The following is a 14846-nucleotide window of genomic DNA, read 5'->3' on the forward strand; positions in this document are numbered from 1 at the left end:
GCTGCTCTAGAGCGGCTCTTCTGGATCGGGCTTCGCTTTTAATCGGTGCTGGGTTTCAAGCGTGGTCAGTGCTCCGATTTGACTTTTCTGATCGCCGCGCAGGACGAATCTACCTTTTGGCGAATGGATAAAGATCCCAATGTTGTACTCGCCTGTAGGTAGATGCCAGTCCTGGAATAACGTGTATGTGGTGTCTTTTTTGGAGAATGATAGCTGGTAGGACCCCATCGCTTCGTTTTCGATACCGCCTCCTCTGGAATATCCGTCGAATTCGAATTCCTGCCAGGCTGTGTTGTTCAATTTGTTCGGGTGCTGGAGTTCGATTTTGTATGGCTGTCCGAATCGGTATGTCAAGTATTGTTCGGATCCGCCTTGGCAGATGGCGGCAATTTTTCTGCTGGGTAGAACTTCGAATTGGAATATGATTTTTTCACTGGCCAGGCACAGAGTTGGCTGAGACTCCGCTGCTTGGGATAGGGTGATGGCTGATATGGATAAGGCTGTAGAGATTATATTCTTTCGATATGCATTCATATTAAATAGAGGCTGAATGGTGGGGAGGCTTGGTATCGTCGGGTTGCCTGTGCTGGTGCTCGGCGCCGAACCGGCGCAGCGCTGTGAGCTCGCTCTGGTAGCAGTGATTGAATGACACAGCGACACTTGCTTGTGCTTTGTGCTTTGTGCTTGGTTTGTAGGGCTAATTTGGAAGTATTGCGTAGGGCGTGTCACTGATGAATATATTTAGCCAGTGCTCTTTCCATTCGGGTATGCCTATTTCAAACGCCTTCTTTTCTTTAATGAAGTCGATCCAGGTTATGCCAATGGCCTGATCATTTTCATGTGGGCGCATGTCGAGATAGGATGATCTAAATAGTGGGGTTCGGTAGCTTTTCTTTGGAGAGGAGATGCGGGTTATTTTTAAATAGGACATGTCGCCGAGTGGATTTAGAATTCCGGTCGCACGCACGTGCTCTATCAAGTAATCGCCAGATTTACTTATAACGATTGCGCTCGGCTGGCGATGATAAAGTTCTTCTGTCAGGCTGAAAAAGCTGAGTCCTAAAATGATAAGGTATGAAATTGGGAGAGCGTATTTTTTCATTTTCATTTTTAAAGTTCGAATGTGTTGGGGTGCACCCGTCGCCAGGTGTGTCGGCCGTGTTGTTCAGGACGGAGTGCTTCCAGCTGGTGACCCGCTTGCATCCGCTGCTTGCCTTTTGGACCCCGGGTCGAAGACTGATCGCAGTCGTCATGGCTGCGGCGCGATATACGGCAGCAGCGTATCGGAACGTTCAGGTGCTGTAATTTTTGTGCGGCTGCCGATTTTAAGGCACTTCCCAGATTATTTGGTCTGCGCACATTTCCTCGGCGGCCAGTACTTTTTTCCATAATAGCTATGCAGGCATATGGGCTTGCTGAATAAAGCTTTCGTCGTCATTTCTTCTCGCTGGGGAAAGTTGGCTGATTCTGGCCATGGTTTTTTTCCTCCAACGCTTGGTTGATCTCTGCGAAATCCCCTGGTTTTCTGCGCAATGGCATTGAGGTCAGCGATGCCGATATTCTTTCCTTTCCAATAACCACCCGGCTGTGTTCGCCGATATTGAAAAGGCCCGTGCAGCGATGCACGGGCCTTTTTGTTTGGCGGCGGCGTGGTCAGGTAGCGAAGCTGGGTTGGATAACCGCGGGACGGGTGAGCTAATCAGTGCATTCTTCGTATTCGACCGCGTGAGCTTCGCTGAAGTTAAGGCGTTCAGGCTCATCCAGATAAGCCGAGACATTGAAGAGTTTTCGTTCGTCGACATGGTACTCAATCCATCCGATTGTGCCCGTGCCGTGCGTGTCAAAAAACAGCTTGGCCAGCACGCTGTTTCCAGTGTCATTATCAATAATCAGATTGACGTTTCTGTTGCCCACCTGGCCAAACGGGAAGTCACTGCTTCTGACCAGCTCGGTCAGATGTCCATAACAGCTTGCGTGCTCCACGGCTTGATTGTCTGGCGAATGCGAGTCGGCATGGGCGACCTTGCTGCCAATCAGGGCGAAAATCAAAATCAGCGAACATGTCTTCATTTTTCTGGATCGAGCTTTGCCGTAGTTTGTTATCAGGGCCTTTGATTCACATGCGGCATGAAAAAAACCGAGGTCCAGCGTGGGGTCCGCCAGACTGCCGCTGGGCGGCGCCTGCGGTCAGCCCCTCAGCGGCGGATGCGCGCGTAGGGTGACGACATCAGACGCACCAGCGGGTTGTGCTCGATGACCCGGCGACGCAGCAAAAGCGCGATGACCATGCCGACGGCGAAGCCGCCAAGGTGCCCCCAGTAGTCGACGCCGTCCTCGCCCACCAGCATGCCGAACAGGTTCAGGCCCAGCCAGATGAGCATGTAGTAGATCGGCGTCAGCTTGGTCTGCCAGATGAAGATCATGAAGGTCAGGCTGGCGTGGCGGAACCACAGGCCGTACATGGCGAACAGGCCGGCAATGGCACCGCTGGCGCCCAGGCTGGGAATCTCGCTGCCCCAGTTGAACAGCAGCGAAACGGCGGACGCGCCGATGCCGCACAGCAGGTACAGGCCGAGGAAGCGCCAGCGGCCCAGGGCGTCCTCGATGTTGTCACCGGTCAGCCACAGGAAATACATGTTGGCCGCCAGGTGCAGCAGGTTGCCGTGCAGGAAGGTCGAGGTCAGCAGGCCCCAGAGCTGTTCGCCATGCGCCATCAGATTGGGGCGGTTGGCGAACTGGACGATGAGGCTCTCCATCAGCTCCGGGTGGTTGGCGTAGCTGGCGAAGATCAGCACGTTGAGCAGGATCAGGGCCCAGGTCACCCAGGGGGTGCGGTGCGGCGGAATGTTGTACTCCACGGGCAGATGCGCCAGGAACTGGAACAGCCAGCCGACCGCGCCGGTCTTGCGGTTGACCCGGGCGAGGGCGTCGTGCAGGCGCGGCGAATGCTGGACGGCCTCGATCTCGTCATGTTCCACCCAGACGCCCTGGCACGTCGCACAGACATCCACTTCCAACGCGAAGTCCTGCAGCAGGTGCTGGTGCTTGAGCGGGCCACGGCAGTCCGGGCACTTGAGGCCGGCCGGTCCCAGCCGGTCGCCCAGATGCCGGGTGTAGTCCACCGGCTCCGCCGCGGGCGTCTGGGCAGAGAGCAGCTCGTTCAGTTTCTGCCGTTCGAACCAGAGTCCGCCGCAGGACTGGCACAGGTCGATCTCGGTGTCCTGATGAAAGGTCGGTGTCAGGAATGACGTCTTGCAGTGCGGGCAGACCTTACGGCGCACGGGGCGCCTCCTCGGCGACCACTACGTCGTACCCCGCCAGGGTCCGGCCGATGTTCTGAATGTTGCCGCGCAGGCGGGGCAGTACCTGCTGTTCCATGTGGTCCAGTTGCTCGGTCAGCAGTTTGCCGGCTTGGCTGGCGCCGTAGCGCTGCTGCTCGCGCCCCTGAATGATGCGCTCGGTGGTGCGGTAGAAGCGCTGCACTTCGTTGAGGAAATAGCCGGGGGTTTCCAGGGTCTGGGGGGAGGCCTTCATGGTGTCCCAGACGAAATGGCTGATGCCGGGGTTGTTGAGCAGCAGTTCCTGCTGCGGCAGGGCGCGGCTCAGGTAGTTGGTGTTGTAGTGGCGCAGGACTTCCAGGTTTTCGGCCAGCTCGTCCGCCAGCGTCGATTGCAGGTTGTAGCTCTGCTTCAGGCCGTTGATTTCGTCGAACACGATCGCCTGCTGCAGACCCACCCGGGCGGCCAGGAAAACGCCCAGCACGGTGGCCACGATCATCAGGGCGTTGGTGAGCCAGTAGGCGGAGCTGCGCAGCTCGCGGTGGTCCAGTTGGTTCAGGCGTCCCTTGAGGGCGCTGCCGGTCATGATTGCGCGTAATGTCATAGTGCCTCCATACATCGGGGAGGCGATTATAGGGAGCCGACAGACGCGAGCAACCGCTCTGGATCAATCTCTCTGAGCCAGTGTGGCCCCCGGGTGCGTGCCTTACAGGGTGCCGCGCAGCGCCCGTTCGAACAGCTGCCGGTATTCTCCACGGGTAAAGGCGATCGGGTTGGTGGCCGCCGACGGGTCGAGTTCGGCCATCTGCGCGATGCGCTCGGCCTGGCTGTCATCCAGGCCGATTTCGGCCAGGCTGTGCGGAATGCCGATCTGCTCGCGCAGGCGCAGGATCCATTCCAGCACCCCCTGGGCATCGCAGCGCGCCAGGCCCAGGTAGCGGCCCAGGCGCGACAGGGGCCGCTCGATGGCGACGCGGTTGGCCTGCAGCACGTAGGGCATGAGGATGGCGTTGAGCAGGCCGTGGTGGCAGTCGTACAGCGCGCCGAGCGGATGGGCCAGCGCGTGCATGGCGCCCAGGCCGCGCTGGAAGGCGGTGGCGCCCATGGTCGAGGCGACCAGCATGTGCAGGCGGGCTTCCAGGTCGCTGCCATCAGCCACCGCGCGCGGCAGGTGATCGTGGATGAGGCGCATGCCTTCCAGGGCGATGCCTTCGGCCAGGGGGTGGAACAGTGGCGAGCAGTAGGCCTCCAGGCAGTGGGACAGCGCGTCCATGCCGGTGGCGGCGGTCACCTTTGGCGGCAGGCCCAGGCACAGCTGCGGGTCGAGGATCACGATGGAAGGCAGCAGGCGCGGATGGAAGATCAGCCGCTTGAGCTGCGCCTGTTCGTCGGTGATCACCGCAACGCGGCCGACCTCCGAGCCGGTGCCGGCGGTGGTCGGCACCGCCACCACCGGGGCCATGCGGGTCACGTTGACGCGCAGGTAGTTGTCGCCGACGTCCTCGAAATCCCACAGCGGCCGATCCTGGCCGACCATCAGCGCCACCGCCTTGCCGGCATCCAGCGCCGAGCCGCCGCCGAAGGCGATTACCCCATCGTGGCGCCCGGCCTTGAAGGCGGCCACGCCGTCGCTGACGTTCCGCCCGGTCGGGTTGCCCTTGATGGCTGAGAACAGTCCGGGCCGCAGTCCGAAGGCCCGGCATTCCGCCAGGGCCTCTTCGACCATCGGCAGCCCGGCCAGCCCGGGGTCGGTGATCAGCAGCGGCGCATGCATGCCCAGCTCGCGACAGGCTTCCGGCAGCTCGGCCAGCCGGCCGGGGCCGACGCGGATGGTGGTCGGGTAGTTCCAGTTCATCCGGTAGCGCGATGCGTCCATGACTCAGGTCTCGGTCTTGAAGTGGAAGGATTTGGGTTGGGTGAGCTGTTCATAGCCGAGCGCCGATAGCGTGCAGCCGCGTCCGGACTGCTTGACGCCGGTCCAGGCCAGCGCGGGGTCCAGGTAATCGCAGCGGTTGAGGAATACCGTGCCGGCCTCCAGGCGGTCGCCCAGCGCCAGGACGGCGTCGGCGTCCTGGCTGAAGATCGCCGCCGTCAGCCCATAGACGCTGTCGTTCATCAGCGCCAGGGCTTCCTCGTCGTCGCGCACCTTCTGGATGCCCACCGCCGGGCCGAAGGTTTCCTCGCGCATCAGGCGCATGCCGTGATGCACGTTGCTGAGGATCTGTGGCGCCAGGTAGGGCGTGCCGGGGCAGTCCAGGTCGAAGTCCGCCGGGTCGATGTGGGCGATGGCGCCCTCGGCCACCGCCTCGGCGATCTGCCCGCGCACGAAGTCCGCCGCCGCCGGGCGTACCAGCGGGCCGAGGCTGGTCTTCGGCGTATCGGGGCGGCCCAGGCGGTAGTGACGGGTGAGGGCGATGGCCCGTTCCAGGAAATCGCTGTACAGCGCCTCGTGCACATAGATGCGCTCGATGGCGCAGCACGACTGCCCGGAATTGAAGAAGGCGCCGTCCACGCAGGTTTCCACCGCGTGGGCCAGGTCGGCGTCGGCGCGCACATAGGCCGGATCCTTGCCGCCCAGCTCCAGGCCGGTGGCGATGAAGCGTCCGGCCGCCGCCTTCTCGACCATCGCCCCGCCGGCCACCGAGCCGGTAAAGGCCACGTGGCGGATCTGCGGCGCCTGGATCAGCCGCTCGGTGTCGGCATGGTCCAGGTGCAGGAACTGGAAGACGCCCGAGGGCATGCCTGCTTCATGGAACGCCTCGACCATGCGCTCGGCGCACAGCGGCGTCTGCGCCGAATGCTTGAGCAGCACCGGGTTGCCGGCCAGCAGCGCCGGCACCACGGCGTTCACTGCCGTCAGGTACGGGTAGTTCCAGGGCGCGATGACCAGCAGCGGGCCGCGCGGCTCGCGACGAATGAAACGGGTGAAGCCGGGCTTGTCCGGCAGGCGGATGTCGGCCAGCGCCTGTTCGGCGATTTCCGCCATATGGCTGGCGCGCTCGACGAAGCCGCGGATCTCGCCGGGGGCGTAGCGGATCGGGCGGCCCATCATCCAGCACAGCTCCTCGGCGAGCTGGTCCTCGCGGGCGGCGAACAGCCGCAGCGCCTCGCGGGTCAGCGCGATGCGTTCGGAGAGCGGCGTGGCCTTCCAGCTGGCGCGCGCGGCCTCGGCACGTTCCAGGGCGGCGGCAATGTCGCGCGCCTCGGCCAGCGGGCGTTCCACGTACACGGATTCGTCGATGGGGGAGACGCATTGCAGAGTCTTCATGAAGGAGCCTGTCTGATCAGATGATTTCGAAATAGCGGTCCAGCTCCCAATCGCTGACATGTTTGCGGAACTCGCGTTCCTCCCATTCGCGGGTGGCGGCGAAATGCTCGACGAAGGCGTCACCGAACAGCTCGCGGGCGGCCTGGGAGGTTTTCAGGCGCTGGGCCGCGTCCCACAAGGTGTGCGGCAAGGCCAGCTCGGCGGGATGCTGGACGGCATAGGCATTGCCGCTGATCGGTGCGGTGGGCTCCCAGCCCTGCTGGATGCCGTACAGCCCCGAGCCCAGCGCGGCGGCCAGGGCCAGGTAAGGATTGGCGTCCGCCGCGCCCAGGCGGTACTCCACCCGCTGCGCCTTGGCCCCGCCGGGAATTACCCGCAGCGCGGTGGTGCGGTTCTCCACGCCCCAGGTGGCGTCGGTAGGCGCCCAGTAGCCGGGAATCAGGCGCCGGTAGCTGTTCACCGTGGGCGCCACCAGGCTGAGGAACTCCGGCATCAGGCGCTGCTGGCCGGCGATGAACTGGCGTTGCAGGGTGCTGATGCCGTGCGGGTCGGCGGGATCATGGAAGGCCGCGTTCTGGGTGGCGCGCTCGCGCAGCGACAGGTGAATGTGCCCGCTCTGTCCGGGGTAATCCTCCGACCACTTGGCCATGAAGGTGGCCATGCAGCCGCGACGCTGGGCCAGCACCTTCATGAAGGTCTTGAACAGCGCCGCCTTGTCGGCGGCGGCCTCGGCCTGGTCGACGGCGATCGCCGCTTCGACCACCCCGGGGCCGGTCTCCGAATGCAGCCCTTCGATGGGAAAGTCCATGCGCTGACCGAGGTCGAGAATCTCGTGGTACAGCTCGGCATGCACCGAGTTGCGCAGGGTCGAGTAGCCGAACCAGTCCGGGGTCAGGGTCTTGAGGTTGCGAAAGCCCTTGTTGCGCACCGAGTTGGGGGTTTCGTCGAACAGGAAGAACTCGTACTCCAGCGCGGCGAAAGGGTCGAAGCCCATCGCCTGGCAGCGCTGGATCACCCGCAACAGGGTGTTGCGCGGGCACACCGCCTCGGCCTTTTCGGCGAATTCGCCGAGGAACAGCAACATGCCGTCCTCGAAGGGAATCTCCCGGCAGCTGGCCGGCAGGATGCGCACCGGCGCGTCCGGGTAGGCGGTGTGCCAGCCGGTGTAGCTGGTGTTGTCGTAGAGCTTGTCCTTGACGTCCCAGCCGAGCACCACGTCGCAGAAGCCGCTGCCGTGCTCCAGCGCCGAGAGGAACTTGCTGCGGTTGATGTACTTGCCGCGCATCACCCCGTCGATGTCGAACAGCCCCACCTTGACGTGGCTGAGGCCGCGTTCTTCGACGATGCGCCTGGCGTCCTCGACGGTCTTCACATTGCGTGGATCGAGCATACGGCCCCCGGATGCGGAAGTGGTTGAGTGCTGCGCTATGCGGCTAGCGGTATGGCGTGCCGGCCTTGGCCATCAGCGCGTTGTATTGCTTGAAGATCTCCACCACCCGGGCGCAGCGCGGGCTGGTCTTGGCGATCTCGTCCCAGAACTTGTGCGCCTCGTCCTCCACGGTCTTCCATTCCTCGGCGGGGATGGAGGTCAGTTCCAGCTTCTGGCCTTCCACGCGCAGGCGCGCCTCGCCGGCCCAGTACCAGTGCTGGCGGTAGTAGTGCGAGCTGTCCATGCACAGGCGGAACAGGGTCTTGAGGTGCTCGGGCACTTCGTTCCACTTGGCCGAGTTGGCGAAGTAGGAGCCGATCCAGGCGCCGGAGATGTTGTTGGTGAGGAAGTACTTGGTGACGTTGGCCCAGCCCACCGTGTAATCCTCGGTGATGCCCGACCAGGCGATGCCATCCAGCTCACCGGTCTGCAGTGCCACTTCGACGTCTTCCCAGGGCAGCGTCACCGGAATCACTCCGAAGCGGGTGAGGAACTTGCCGGCGGTGGGGAAGGTGAAGATGCGCTTGCCCTTGAGGTCGGCCAGGCGGCGCACCGGCTCGCGGGTGGCGAAATGACAGGGGTCCCAGGCGCCGCTGCCCAGCCAGGTGACGCCCTGCACCTCGCCGTAGGCCTCGGCCCAGATCTCGTTCAGCCCCCAGTTGTGGAACAGCGCCGGCACGTCGAGGCTGTGGCGGGTGGCGAACGGGAAGTAGCCGCCGAACACCGAGACGTCCACCGGCGCGGCGATGGAGTCGTCGTCGCTCTGCACCGCGTCGATGGTGCCGCGCTGCATGGCGCGGAACAGCTCGCCGGTGGGCACCAGCTGGTCGGCGTAGTACAGCTTGATCTCCATTTCGCCGTTGGCGGCCTTGTTGAAGGCCTCGATGGACGGCTTGATGACGTGCTCGCCCAGCGCCGGACCGGCGTAGGTCTGCAGGCGCCAGGTGATCTTCTTCGGTTCCTGGGCATAGATGTGCGCCGAGCCCAGGGCGGCGGTGCCGGCCAGCGCGGTGGCGCCGGTGAGGAAACTGCGTCGTGTTGTCATGGCGTTCTCCGGAAAGTGGGGTGCAACAACTCCAACTGCAGGCGCGGCGCGCAGCCGCGTTTCGTTACAGGTCGCCACCTCCCGAGGCCGCGTACCACTGCGGCAACCACAGGGCGATCTGCGGAAAGACCATCACCAGCGCCAGGGCCAGCAGCATCACCAGCACGAAGGGCAGGACCGAGCGGTAGATGTCGCCCAGGTCGATGCCGGGTGGCGCCATGGCGCGCATCAGGAACAGGTTGTAGCCGAACGGCGGGGTCAGGTAGGCGATCTGGCAGGTGATGGTGTAGAGCACGCCGTACCACACCAGGTCGAAGCCCAGCGCGCCGACCAGCGGGATGTACAGCGGCGCGACGATCACCAGCATGGCGGTGTCGTCCAGGAACATGCCCATGACGATGAAGGAGAGCTGCATCAGCACCAGGATCTGCCAGGGGCTCAGTTGCAGGCGCTCGACGAACAGGCTCTCGATGGCCGTCACCGCGCCGAGGCCATCGAACACCGCGCCGAAGCACAGCGCGGCGAGGATGATCCACATGAACATGCAGGTGATGCCCAGGCTCTTGCGCAGTGTGGCTTCCAGCACCGCCCGGCTCAGTCGGCGCTTGGCCAGCGCCACCAGGGTGGCGGCGACCGCGCCGACCGCGGCGCTTTCCACCAGGCTGGTGAAACCGAGCAGGAACAGCCCGGTCATGCTGAAGAAGATGAACAGCGGGGCGATGCCGGACCGCAGCGAGGCGAGTTTTTCGCGGCGGGTGACGCGGCGGCGCTCCTCGGCGGCCATCGGCGGCCCGAGGCGTGGGCTGATGCGGCAGCGGATCACCACGTAGAGGGCGAACAGGCTGGCCATCAGCAGGCCAGGCAGCGCACCGGCCAGCCACAGCTGGCTGACCGGCTGGCGGGCGATCATGCCGTAGAGCACCAGCACCACGCTGGGCGGCACCAGGATGCCCAGCGAGCTGCCGGCCTGCACCACGCCGGTGACCATCAGCTTGTCGTAACCGCGACGCAGCAGCTCGGGCAGCGCGATGCTGGCGCCGATGGCCATGCCGGCGACGCTCAGGCCATTCATGGCCGAGATCGCCACCATCAGGCCGAGGGTGCCCAGCGCCAGGCCGCCGGGCAGTGGCCCCATCCACACATGGAACATGCGGTACAGGTCCTCGGCCAGCCCGGACTCGGAAAGCATGTAGCCCATGTACACGAACAGCGGCAGGGTCAGCAGCGGGTACCATTTCATCAGTTTCATGGCCGCGCTGAAGGCGATTTCCGAACCGCCCTGGCCCCACAGCCAGAAGGCCGCCACCACCGCCACGAAGCCGATGGCGCCGAACACCCGCTTGCCGGTGATCAGCAGCACCATCATCGAGGAGAACATCAGCAGGGCGATGTGTTCGTAGGCCATCTACAGCGTCTCCCCGCGCGCGGTGGCCAGGTCCTTGAAGAAGGTGGCCAGCACCTGCAGCAGCATCAGCAGCACGCCCAGGCACATGAGGAGCTTGATCGGCGCCATGCGCGGCGACCAGGCGGAGTAGCTGGTCTCGTTGTATTCGAGGGCGTAGAGGGTCGAGGAAATGCCGCCGTAGAGCAGGAAGCCCAGGTAGACCAGCAGCAGGCCGACCGTGCACAGGTCGACGACGGCGCGGGTGCGTGGCGACCAGCGGCTGTAGAACAGGTCCATGCGCACATGGTCGCCCTGCTGCAGGGCGTATGCGCCGCCGAGCAGGAAGTAGGCGACCATCAGGAACTGCGCCATTTCCAGGGTCCAGATGGCCGGATCGGCGAACGACTTGCTGAAGATGGAATAGAACAGCACGCCGATGATGGCGAAGATCAGGTACATGACACAGCGCCCGACGAAACCCGTGAGTGCGTCGATGCTGCGTACGAATATCCGTATCGCCCTGGGCATGGCCGTCCCTGCGCTGAAGGCTACGGGATCAGACTAGTCCAAGTTGTCCGGATGCAAGGCCGGCCGGCGGAGCTGATCGAAGTCAGCGCGCGCACCGCCAACAGCGGCCACACTTCAGCGAACACCCCGAATCGGAGTCCCGAGCATGAATCCTGTTGAAACCCGTGAGCGGCTGCAGCAACTGGCCGAGGAATACCAAAAGCGCGCCGAGGCGATCCGTCGCGACCTGGCCAGCCAGCGCGACCCGGATTTCGCCGAGCAGGCCCAGGAGCGGCAGAACGATGACGTGCTGCGGGCGCTGCTGCTGGAGGCCGAGCACGGGCTGCGGGATGTGAACCATGCGCTGGAGCGCCTGGCGGAAGGCAGCTACGGGCAATGTGCGCGCTGCGGCGAGGCGATCGGCGCGGCGCGCCTGCAGGCGCTGCCGATGGCGGAGAAGTGCGTGAAATGTGCGGATCTGGAGGGGTAGGGAATGTAGGGCCGGTTTTACAGGGCGGAGCTGGAGTGGGGATTTGATTCTGCTGGCCGGCATAAAGCCGGCCCTACAATTCCGCGAGACCCGGTGCCTGCGGCCACACCCCTGTAGGGCCGGCTTTACGCCGGCCGACGGTGGCTGGAGCGGAGCCGGAGTGGGGATTTGGCTCCGCTGGCCGGCGTAAAGCCGGCCCTACAGAAGAAGCCTTAGTGATGCTCGCGGGTGGCGCGGAATTTCACGTCCGGCCAGCGCTCTTCCATCAGCGCCAGGTTCACCCGGGTCGGCGCCAGGTAGGTGAGGTGACCGCCCCCGTCGACGGCCAGGTTCTCGAAGGCCTTGTCCTTGAACTCCTTGAGCTTCTTCTCGTCGCGGCACTCGATCCAGCGCGCCGACCAGACGTTGATCGCCTCGTAGGCGCACTCCACCTTGTATTCCTCCTTCAGGCGGCTGGCGACCACGTCGAACTGCAGCACGCCCACCGCACCGAGGATGATGTCGTTGTTGCGCTCGGGGAAGAACACCTGGGTGGCGCCTTCCTCGGCCAGTTCCTGCAGGCCCTGGCGGAGCTGCTTGGACTTCAGCGGGTCCTTCAGGCGCACGCGGCGGAACAGTTCCGGCGCGAAGTGCGGGATGCCGGTGAAGCCCAGGCTTTCCCCCTCGGTGAAGGTGTCGCCGATCTGGATGGTGCCGTGGTTGTGCAGGCCGATGATGTCGCCGGCCCAGGCTTCCTCGAGCATCTCGCGTTCGCTGGAGAAGAAGGTCAGCGCGTCGGCGATGCGCACGTCCTTGCCCAGACGGGCGTGGCGCAGCTTCATGCCCTTCTCGTACTTGCCCGAGCAGATGCGCATGAAGGCGATGCGGTCGCGGTGCTTGGGGTCCATGTTCGCCTGGATCTTGAACACGAAGCCGGTGAATTTCTCCTCGACCGGCTCGACCACGCGCTCGTTGGCGGTGCGCGCCAGCGGCATGGGCGCCCAGTCGACGATGGCGTCGAGCACATGGTCGACGCCAAAGTTGCCCAGCGCGGTACCGAAGAACACCGGGGTCAGCTGGCCCTTGAGGAATTCCTCCTGGTCGAACTCGTGGCAGGCGCCCTGCACCAGTTCCAGCTGCTCGATGAAGCGCTCGTATTCGTCACCCAGGTGCGCGCGGGCTTCGGCGGAATCGAGTTTCTCGATGATCTTCACCTCGGTGCGCTCGTGGCCGTGGCCCGGGGTGTAGACGATGATGTAGTCGTCCTTGAGGTGATACACGCCCTTGAAGTCGCGGTAGCAGCCGATCGGCCAGGTGACCGGCGCGGCCTTGATCTTCAGCACCGCCTCGATTTCGTCGAGCAGCTCGATCGGGTCGCGGATGTCGCGGTCCAGCTTGTTGATGAAGCTGACAATCGGCGTGTCGCGCAGGCGGCAGACGTCCATCAGCGCGATGGTGCGCGGCTCGACGCCTTTACCACCGTCCAGCACCATCAGCGCGCTGTCCACGGCGGTCAGAGTGCGATAGGTGTCTTCCGAGAAGTCCTCGTGGCCGGGGGTGTCGAGCAGGTTGATCATGTGCTCGCGGTAGGGGAACTGCATCACCGAGGTGGTGATGGAGATGCCGCGCTGCTTTTCCATCTCCATCCAGTCGGACGTCGCGTGGCGGTCGGACTTGCGCGACTTCACGGTGCCGGCCACTTCGATGGCCTTGCCCATCAGCAGCAGCTTTTCGGTGATGGTGGTCTTGCCCGCGTCGGGGTGGGAGATGATCGCGAACGTGCGGCGCTTCGCGACTTCGGCGGCCTGAGTGGTCATCGGAAAAGGAACCCGTCGACGATTGTGTCGGTCTGTCAGAAAAGGGCGCGATTATAGCGGCAAACGCCTCGTCGCGTGGGCGTCGTGATCGCCGGGCATACGCTCGTTTGTGCAGCATTCCGGCCGCCTTGTGGGAAAAACTTGACAACCGAAAAACCGTCACCTTCCCGGGGTAATTTTCGATTGATCTCGGCCCGCCTTGGTCCTAAAGTGCGCGCCCGAACGCCCATGCTGGAAACGATCCATCCGGCTCAAGTACTGACGACGAGAGGTTGCGGCGCACCGCGTGGCAATTCTCGGCGACATGCCTTGGGAAGTAGGCGAACCAAAGTGGGGAAACTGTCCGGCGTTCGCGGCCCTTGAGGCCATTCCACACATTTGTTCTGTTTGTTTTGCCATTTGGAGTCCCAACGCATGTCGATCAAGGTCGAAGACTATTACCCGCGCGCCACATTCCAACGCATGAAGGCGTTCGCCGACCAGCAGGAAACCCCGTTTGTCGTCATCGACAAGCAGACTATCGCCGATTCCTACGACCAGCTGGTCAGCTGCTTCCCGTTCGCCAAGATCTATTACGCGGTGAAGGCCAACCCGGCCACCGAGATCACCGAGCTGCTGCGCGACAAGGGTTCGAACTTCGACATCGCCTCCATCTACGAGCTGGACAAGGTGATGAAGGCCGGCGTGAGCCCCGATCGCATCAGCTACGGCAACACCATCAAGAAGGCCCGCGACGTCCGCTACTTCTACGAGAAGGGCGTGCGCATGTTCGCCACCGACTCGGAAGCCGACCTGCGCAACATCGCCAAGGCCGCCCCGGGCTCCAAGGTTTACGTGCGGATCCTCACCGAAGGTTCCAATTCCGCCGACTGGCCGCTGTCGCGCAAGTTCGGCTGCAACCCGGACATGGCCCTGGACCTGCTGATCCTCGCCAAGCAGCTGAAGCTCGAGCCCTACGGCATCTCCTTCCACGTCGGCTCGCAGCAGCGCGACATCGACGTGTGGGACGCCGCCATCGCCAAGGTCAAGGTGATCTTCGAGCGTCTCAAGGAAGAAGACGGCATCCAGCTGAAGATGATCAACATGGGCGGCGGCTTCCCGGCCAACTACATCGCCAAGACCAACGATCTGCAGACCTACGCCGAGGAAATCACCCGCTTCCTCAAGGAAGACTTCGGTGACGACCTGCCGGAAATCATCCTCGAGCCGGGCCGTTCGCTGATCGCCAACGCCGGCATCCTGGTCAGCGAAGTGGTGCTGGTGGCGCGCAAGTCGCGTACCGCCGTGGAGCGCTGGGTGTACACCGATGTGGGCAAGTTCTCCGGCCTGATCGAAACCATGGACGAGTCCATCAAGTTCCCGATCTGGACCGAGAAGAAGGGCGAGATGGAAGAAGTCATCATCGCCGGCCCGACCTGCGACAGCGCCGACATCATGTATGAGAACTACAAGTACGGCCTGCCGCTGAACCTGGCCAGCGGTGACCGCCTGTACTGGTTCTCCACCGGTGCCTACACCACCAGCTACAGCGCGGTGGAATTCAACGGCTTCCCGCCGCTGAAGTCCTACTACATCTAAGTCCCGTCGCGGATAGTTCGCTCCCCGCTGGTGGGAGCGAACTCGTTCGCGAGCTTCTGGGTGGGGCCTGC

Annotated in this window: 14 protein-coding genes; 3 read left to right on the forward strand and 11 right to left on the reverse strand. The window is 63.5% G+C overall.

The window, feature by feature from the left end; all coding sequences use genetic code 11:
- Window positions 1-6: 6 nt before the first annotated feature.
- Together VL129_RS03935 and VL129_RS03940 are read right to left on the reverse strand one after the other, a co-directional pair.
- The gene (locus VL129_RS03935; RefSeq protein WP_325410286.1) at window positions 7-534 is read right to left on the reverse strand and encodes a hypothetical protein; all 528 of its coding nucleotides are present in this window, start codon (window positions 532-534) and stop codon (window positions 7-9) included.
- Between the two features lie 163 nt (window positions 535-697).
- On the reverse strand, window positions 698-1108 hold the full coding sequence (locus VL129_RS03940) for a hypothetical protein (protein ID WP_325410289.1): 411 nt from the start codon (window positions 1106-1108) through the stop codon (window positions 698-700).
- A gap of 479 nt (window positions 1109-1587) precedes the next feature.
- Between VL129_RS03940 and VL129_RS03945 the strand changes: the two genes are divergently transcribed.
- Window positions 1588-2115: a hypothetical protein gene (locus VL129_RS03945; RefSeq protein WP_325410291.1), complete on the forward strand. Its 528-nt coding sequence runs from the start codon at window positions 1588-1590 to the stop codon at window positions 2113-2115.
- Window positions 2116-2195: 80 nt separating this feature from the next.
- Here VL129_RS03945 and VL129_RS03950 read toward each other — a convergent pair whose 3' ends face one another.
- The 8 genes from VL129_RS03950 to VL129_RS03985 form a co-directional block, all read right to left on the reverse strand.
- Window positions 2196-3281 (reverse strand): rhomboid family intramembrane serine protease, encoded by a 1086-nt coding sequence (locus tag VL129_RS03950; RefSeq protein WP_325410293.1) that lies wholly within the window; start codon window positions 3279-3281, stop codon window positions 2196-2198.
- Window positions 3271-3882, reverse strand: a complete 612-nt coding sequence (locus tag VL129_RS03955; RefSeq protein WP_325410295.1) for a hypothetical protein — start codon at window positions 3880-3882, stop codon at window positions 3271-3273. The genes VL129_RS03950 and VL129_RS03955 overlap by 11 nt, the downstream gene beginning before the upstream one ends.
- Window positions 3883-3984: 102 nt before the next feature.
- Window positions 3985-5154 (reverse strand): iron-containing alcohol dehydrogenase, encoded by a 1170-nt coding sequence (locus VL129_RS03960; protein WP_325410297.1) that lies wholly within the window; start codon window positions 5152-5154, stop codon window positions 3985-3987.
- A 3-nt stretch (window positions 5155-5157) separates the two neighbouring features.
- Window positions 5158-6546 (reverse strand): aldehyde dehydrogenase family protein, encoded by a 1389-nt coding sequence (locus tag VL129_RS03965; RefSeq protein WP_325410299.1) that lies wholly within the window; start codon window positions 6544-6546, stop codon window positions 5158-5160.
- Between the two features lie 16 nt (window positions 6547-6562).
- Window positions 6563-7936 carry a glutamine synthetase family protein gene (locus tag VL129_RS03970; RefSeq protein WP_325410301.1) on the reverse strand — a complete coding sequence of 458 codons (1374 nt, stop codon included), beginning with the start codon at window positions 7934-7936 and terminating at the stop codon, window positions 6563-6565.
- A 43-nt stretch (window positions 7937-7979) separates the two neighbouring features.
- Window positions 7980-9020 carry a TRAP transporter substrate-binding protein gene (locus tag VL129_RS03975; protein ID WP_325410303.1) on the reverse strand — a complete coding sequence of 347 codons (1041 nt, stop codon included), beginning with the start codon at window positions 9018-9020 and terminating at the stop codon, window positions 7980-7982.
- Between the two features lie 64 nt (window positions 9021-9084).
- Window positions 9085-10425 carry a TRAP transporter large permease gene (locus VL129_RS03980; protein WP_325410305.1) on the reverse strand — a complete coding sequence of 447 codons (1341 nt, stop codon included), beginning with the start codon at window positions 10423-10425 and terminating at the stop codon, window positions 9085-9087.
- Window positions 10426-10863, reverse strand: coding sequence for a TRAP transporter small permease subunit (locus VL129_RS03985; RefSeq protein WP_414705130.1), 438 nt, complete (start codon window positions 10861-10863; stop codon window positions 10426-10428). It lies immediately after the preceding gene.
- 214 nt (window positions 10864-11077) lie between these two features.
- On the opposite strand from VL129_RS03985, the gene VL129_RS03990 reads away from it, so the two are divergent.
- Complete coding sequence (locus VL129_RS03990) at window positions 11078-11401, forward strand: TraR/DksA family transcriptional regulator (protein ID WP_325410309.1); 324 nt, start codon at window positions 11078-11080, stop codon at window positions 11399-11401.
- A gap of 212 nt (window positions 11402-11613) precedes the next feature.
- Here the strand turns inward: VL129_RS03990 and VL129_RS03995 are convergent, their stop codons facing one another.
- Window positions 11614-13197 carry a peptide chain release factor 3 gene (locus VL129_RS03995; RefSeq protein ID WP_325410311.1) on the reverse strand — a complete coding sequence of 528 codons (1584 nt, stop codon included), beginning with the start codon at window positions 13195-13197 and terminating at the stop codon, window positions 11614-11616.
- A 414-nt stretch (window positions 13198-13611) separates the two neighbouring features.
- On the opposite strand from VL129_RS03995, the gene VL129_RS04000 reads away from it, so the two are divergent.
- The gene (locus VL129_RS04000) at window positions 13612-14775 is read left to right on the forward strand and encodes a type III PLP-dependent enzyme (protein ID WP_325410313.1); all 1164 of its coding nucleotides are present in this window, start codon (window positions 13612-13614) and stop codon (window positions 14773-14775) included.
- Window positions 14776-14846: the final 71 nt, after the last annotated feature.

Origin of the sequence: Pseudomonas sp., assembly GCF_035497915.1 — a bacterium.
GTDB lineage: Bacteria > Pseudomonadota > Gammaproteobacteria > Pseudomonadales > Pseudomonadaceae > Serpens.

Coding starts and splice junctions, on each gene's coding strand:
- VL129_RS03935 (WP_325410286.1), bottom strand. CDS start 534: ATGAATGCATATCGAAAGAATATAATCTCTACAGCCTTATCCATATCA.
- VL129_RS03940 (WP_325410289.1), bottom strand. CDS start 1,108: ATGAAAATGAAAAAATACGCTCTCCCAATTTCATACCTTATCATTTTA.
- VL129_RS03955 (WP_325410295.1), bottom strand. CDS start 3,882: ATGACATTACGCGCAATCATGACCGGCAGCGCCCTCAAGGGACGCCTG.
- VL129_RS03960 (WP_325410297.1), bottom strand. CDS start 5,154: ATGGACGCATCGCGCTACCGGATGAACTGGAACTACCCGACCACCATC.
- VL129_RS03965 (WP_325410299.1), bottom strand. CDS start 6,546: ATGAAGACTCTGCAATGCGTCTCCCCCATCGACGAATCCGTGTACGTG.
- VL129_RS03970 (WP_325410301.1), bottom strand. CDS start 7,936: ATGCTCGATCCACGCAATGTGAAGACCGTCGAGGACGCCAGGCGCATC.
- VL129_RS03975 (WP_325410303.1), bottom strand. CDS start 9,020: ATGACAACACGACGCAGTTTCCTCACCGGCGCCACCGCGCTGGCCGGC.
- VL129_RS03980 (WP_325410305.1), bottom strand. CDS start 10,425: ATGGCCTACGAACACATCGCCCTGCTGATGTTCTCCTCGATGATGGTG.
- VL129_RS03985 (WP_414705130.1), bottom strand. CDS start 10,863: ATGTACCTGATCTTCGCCATCATCGGCGTGCTGTTCTATTCCATCTTC.
- VL129_RS03990 (WP_325410309.1), top strand. CDS start 11,078: ATGAATCCTGTTGAAACCCGTGAGCGGCTGCAGCAACTGGCCGAGGAA.
- VL129_RS03995 (WP_325410311.1), bottom strand. CDS start 13,197: ATGACCACTCAGGCCGCCGAAGTCGCGAAGCGCCGCACGTTCGCGATC.
- VL129_RS04000 (WP_325410313.1), top strand. CDS start 13,612: ATGTCGATCAAGGTCGAAGACTATTACCCGCGCGCCACATTCCAACGC.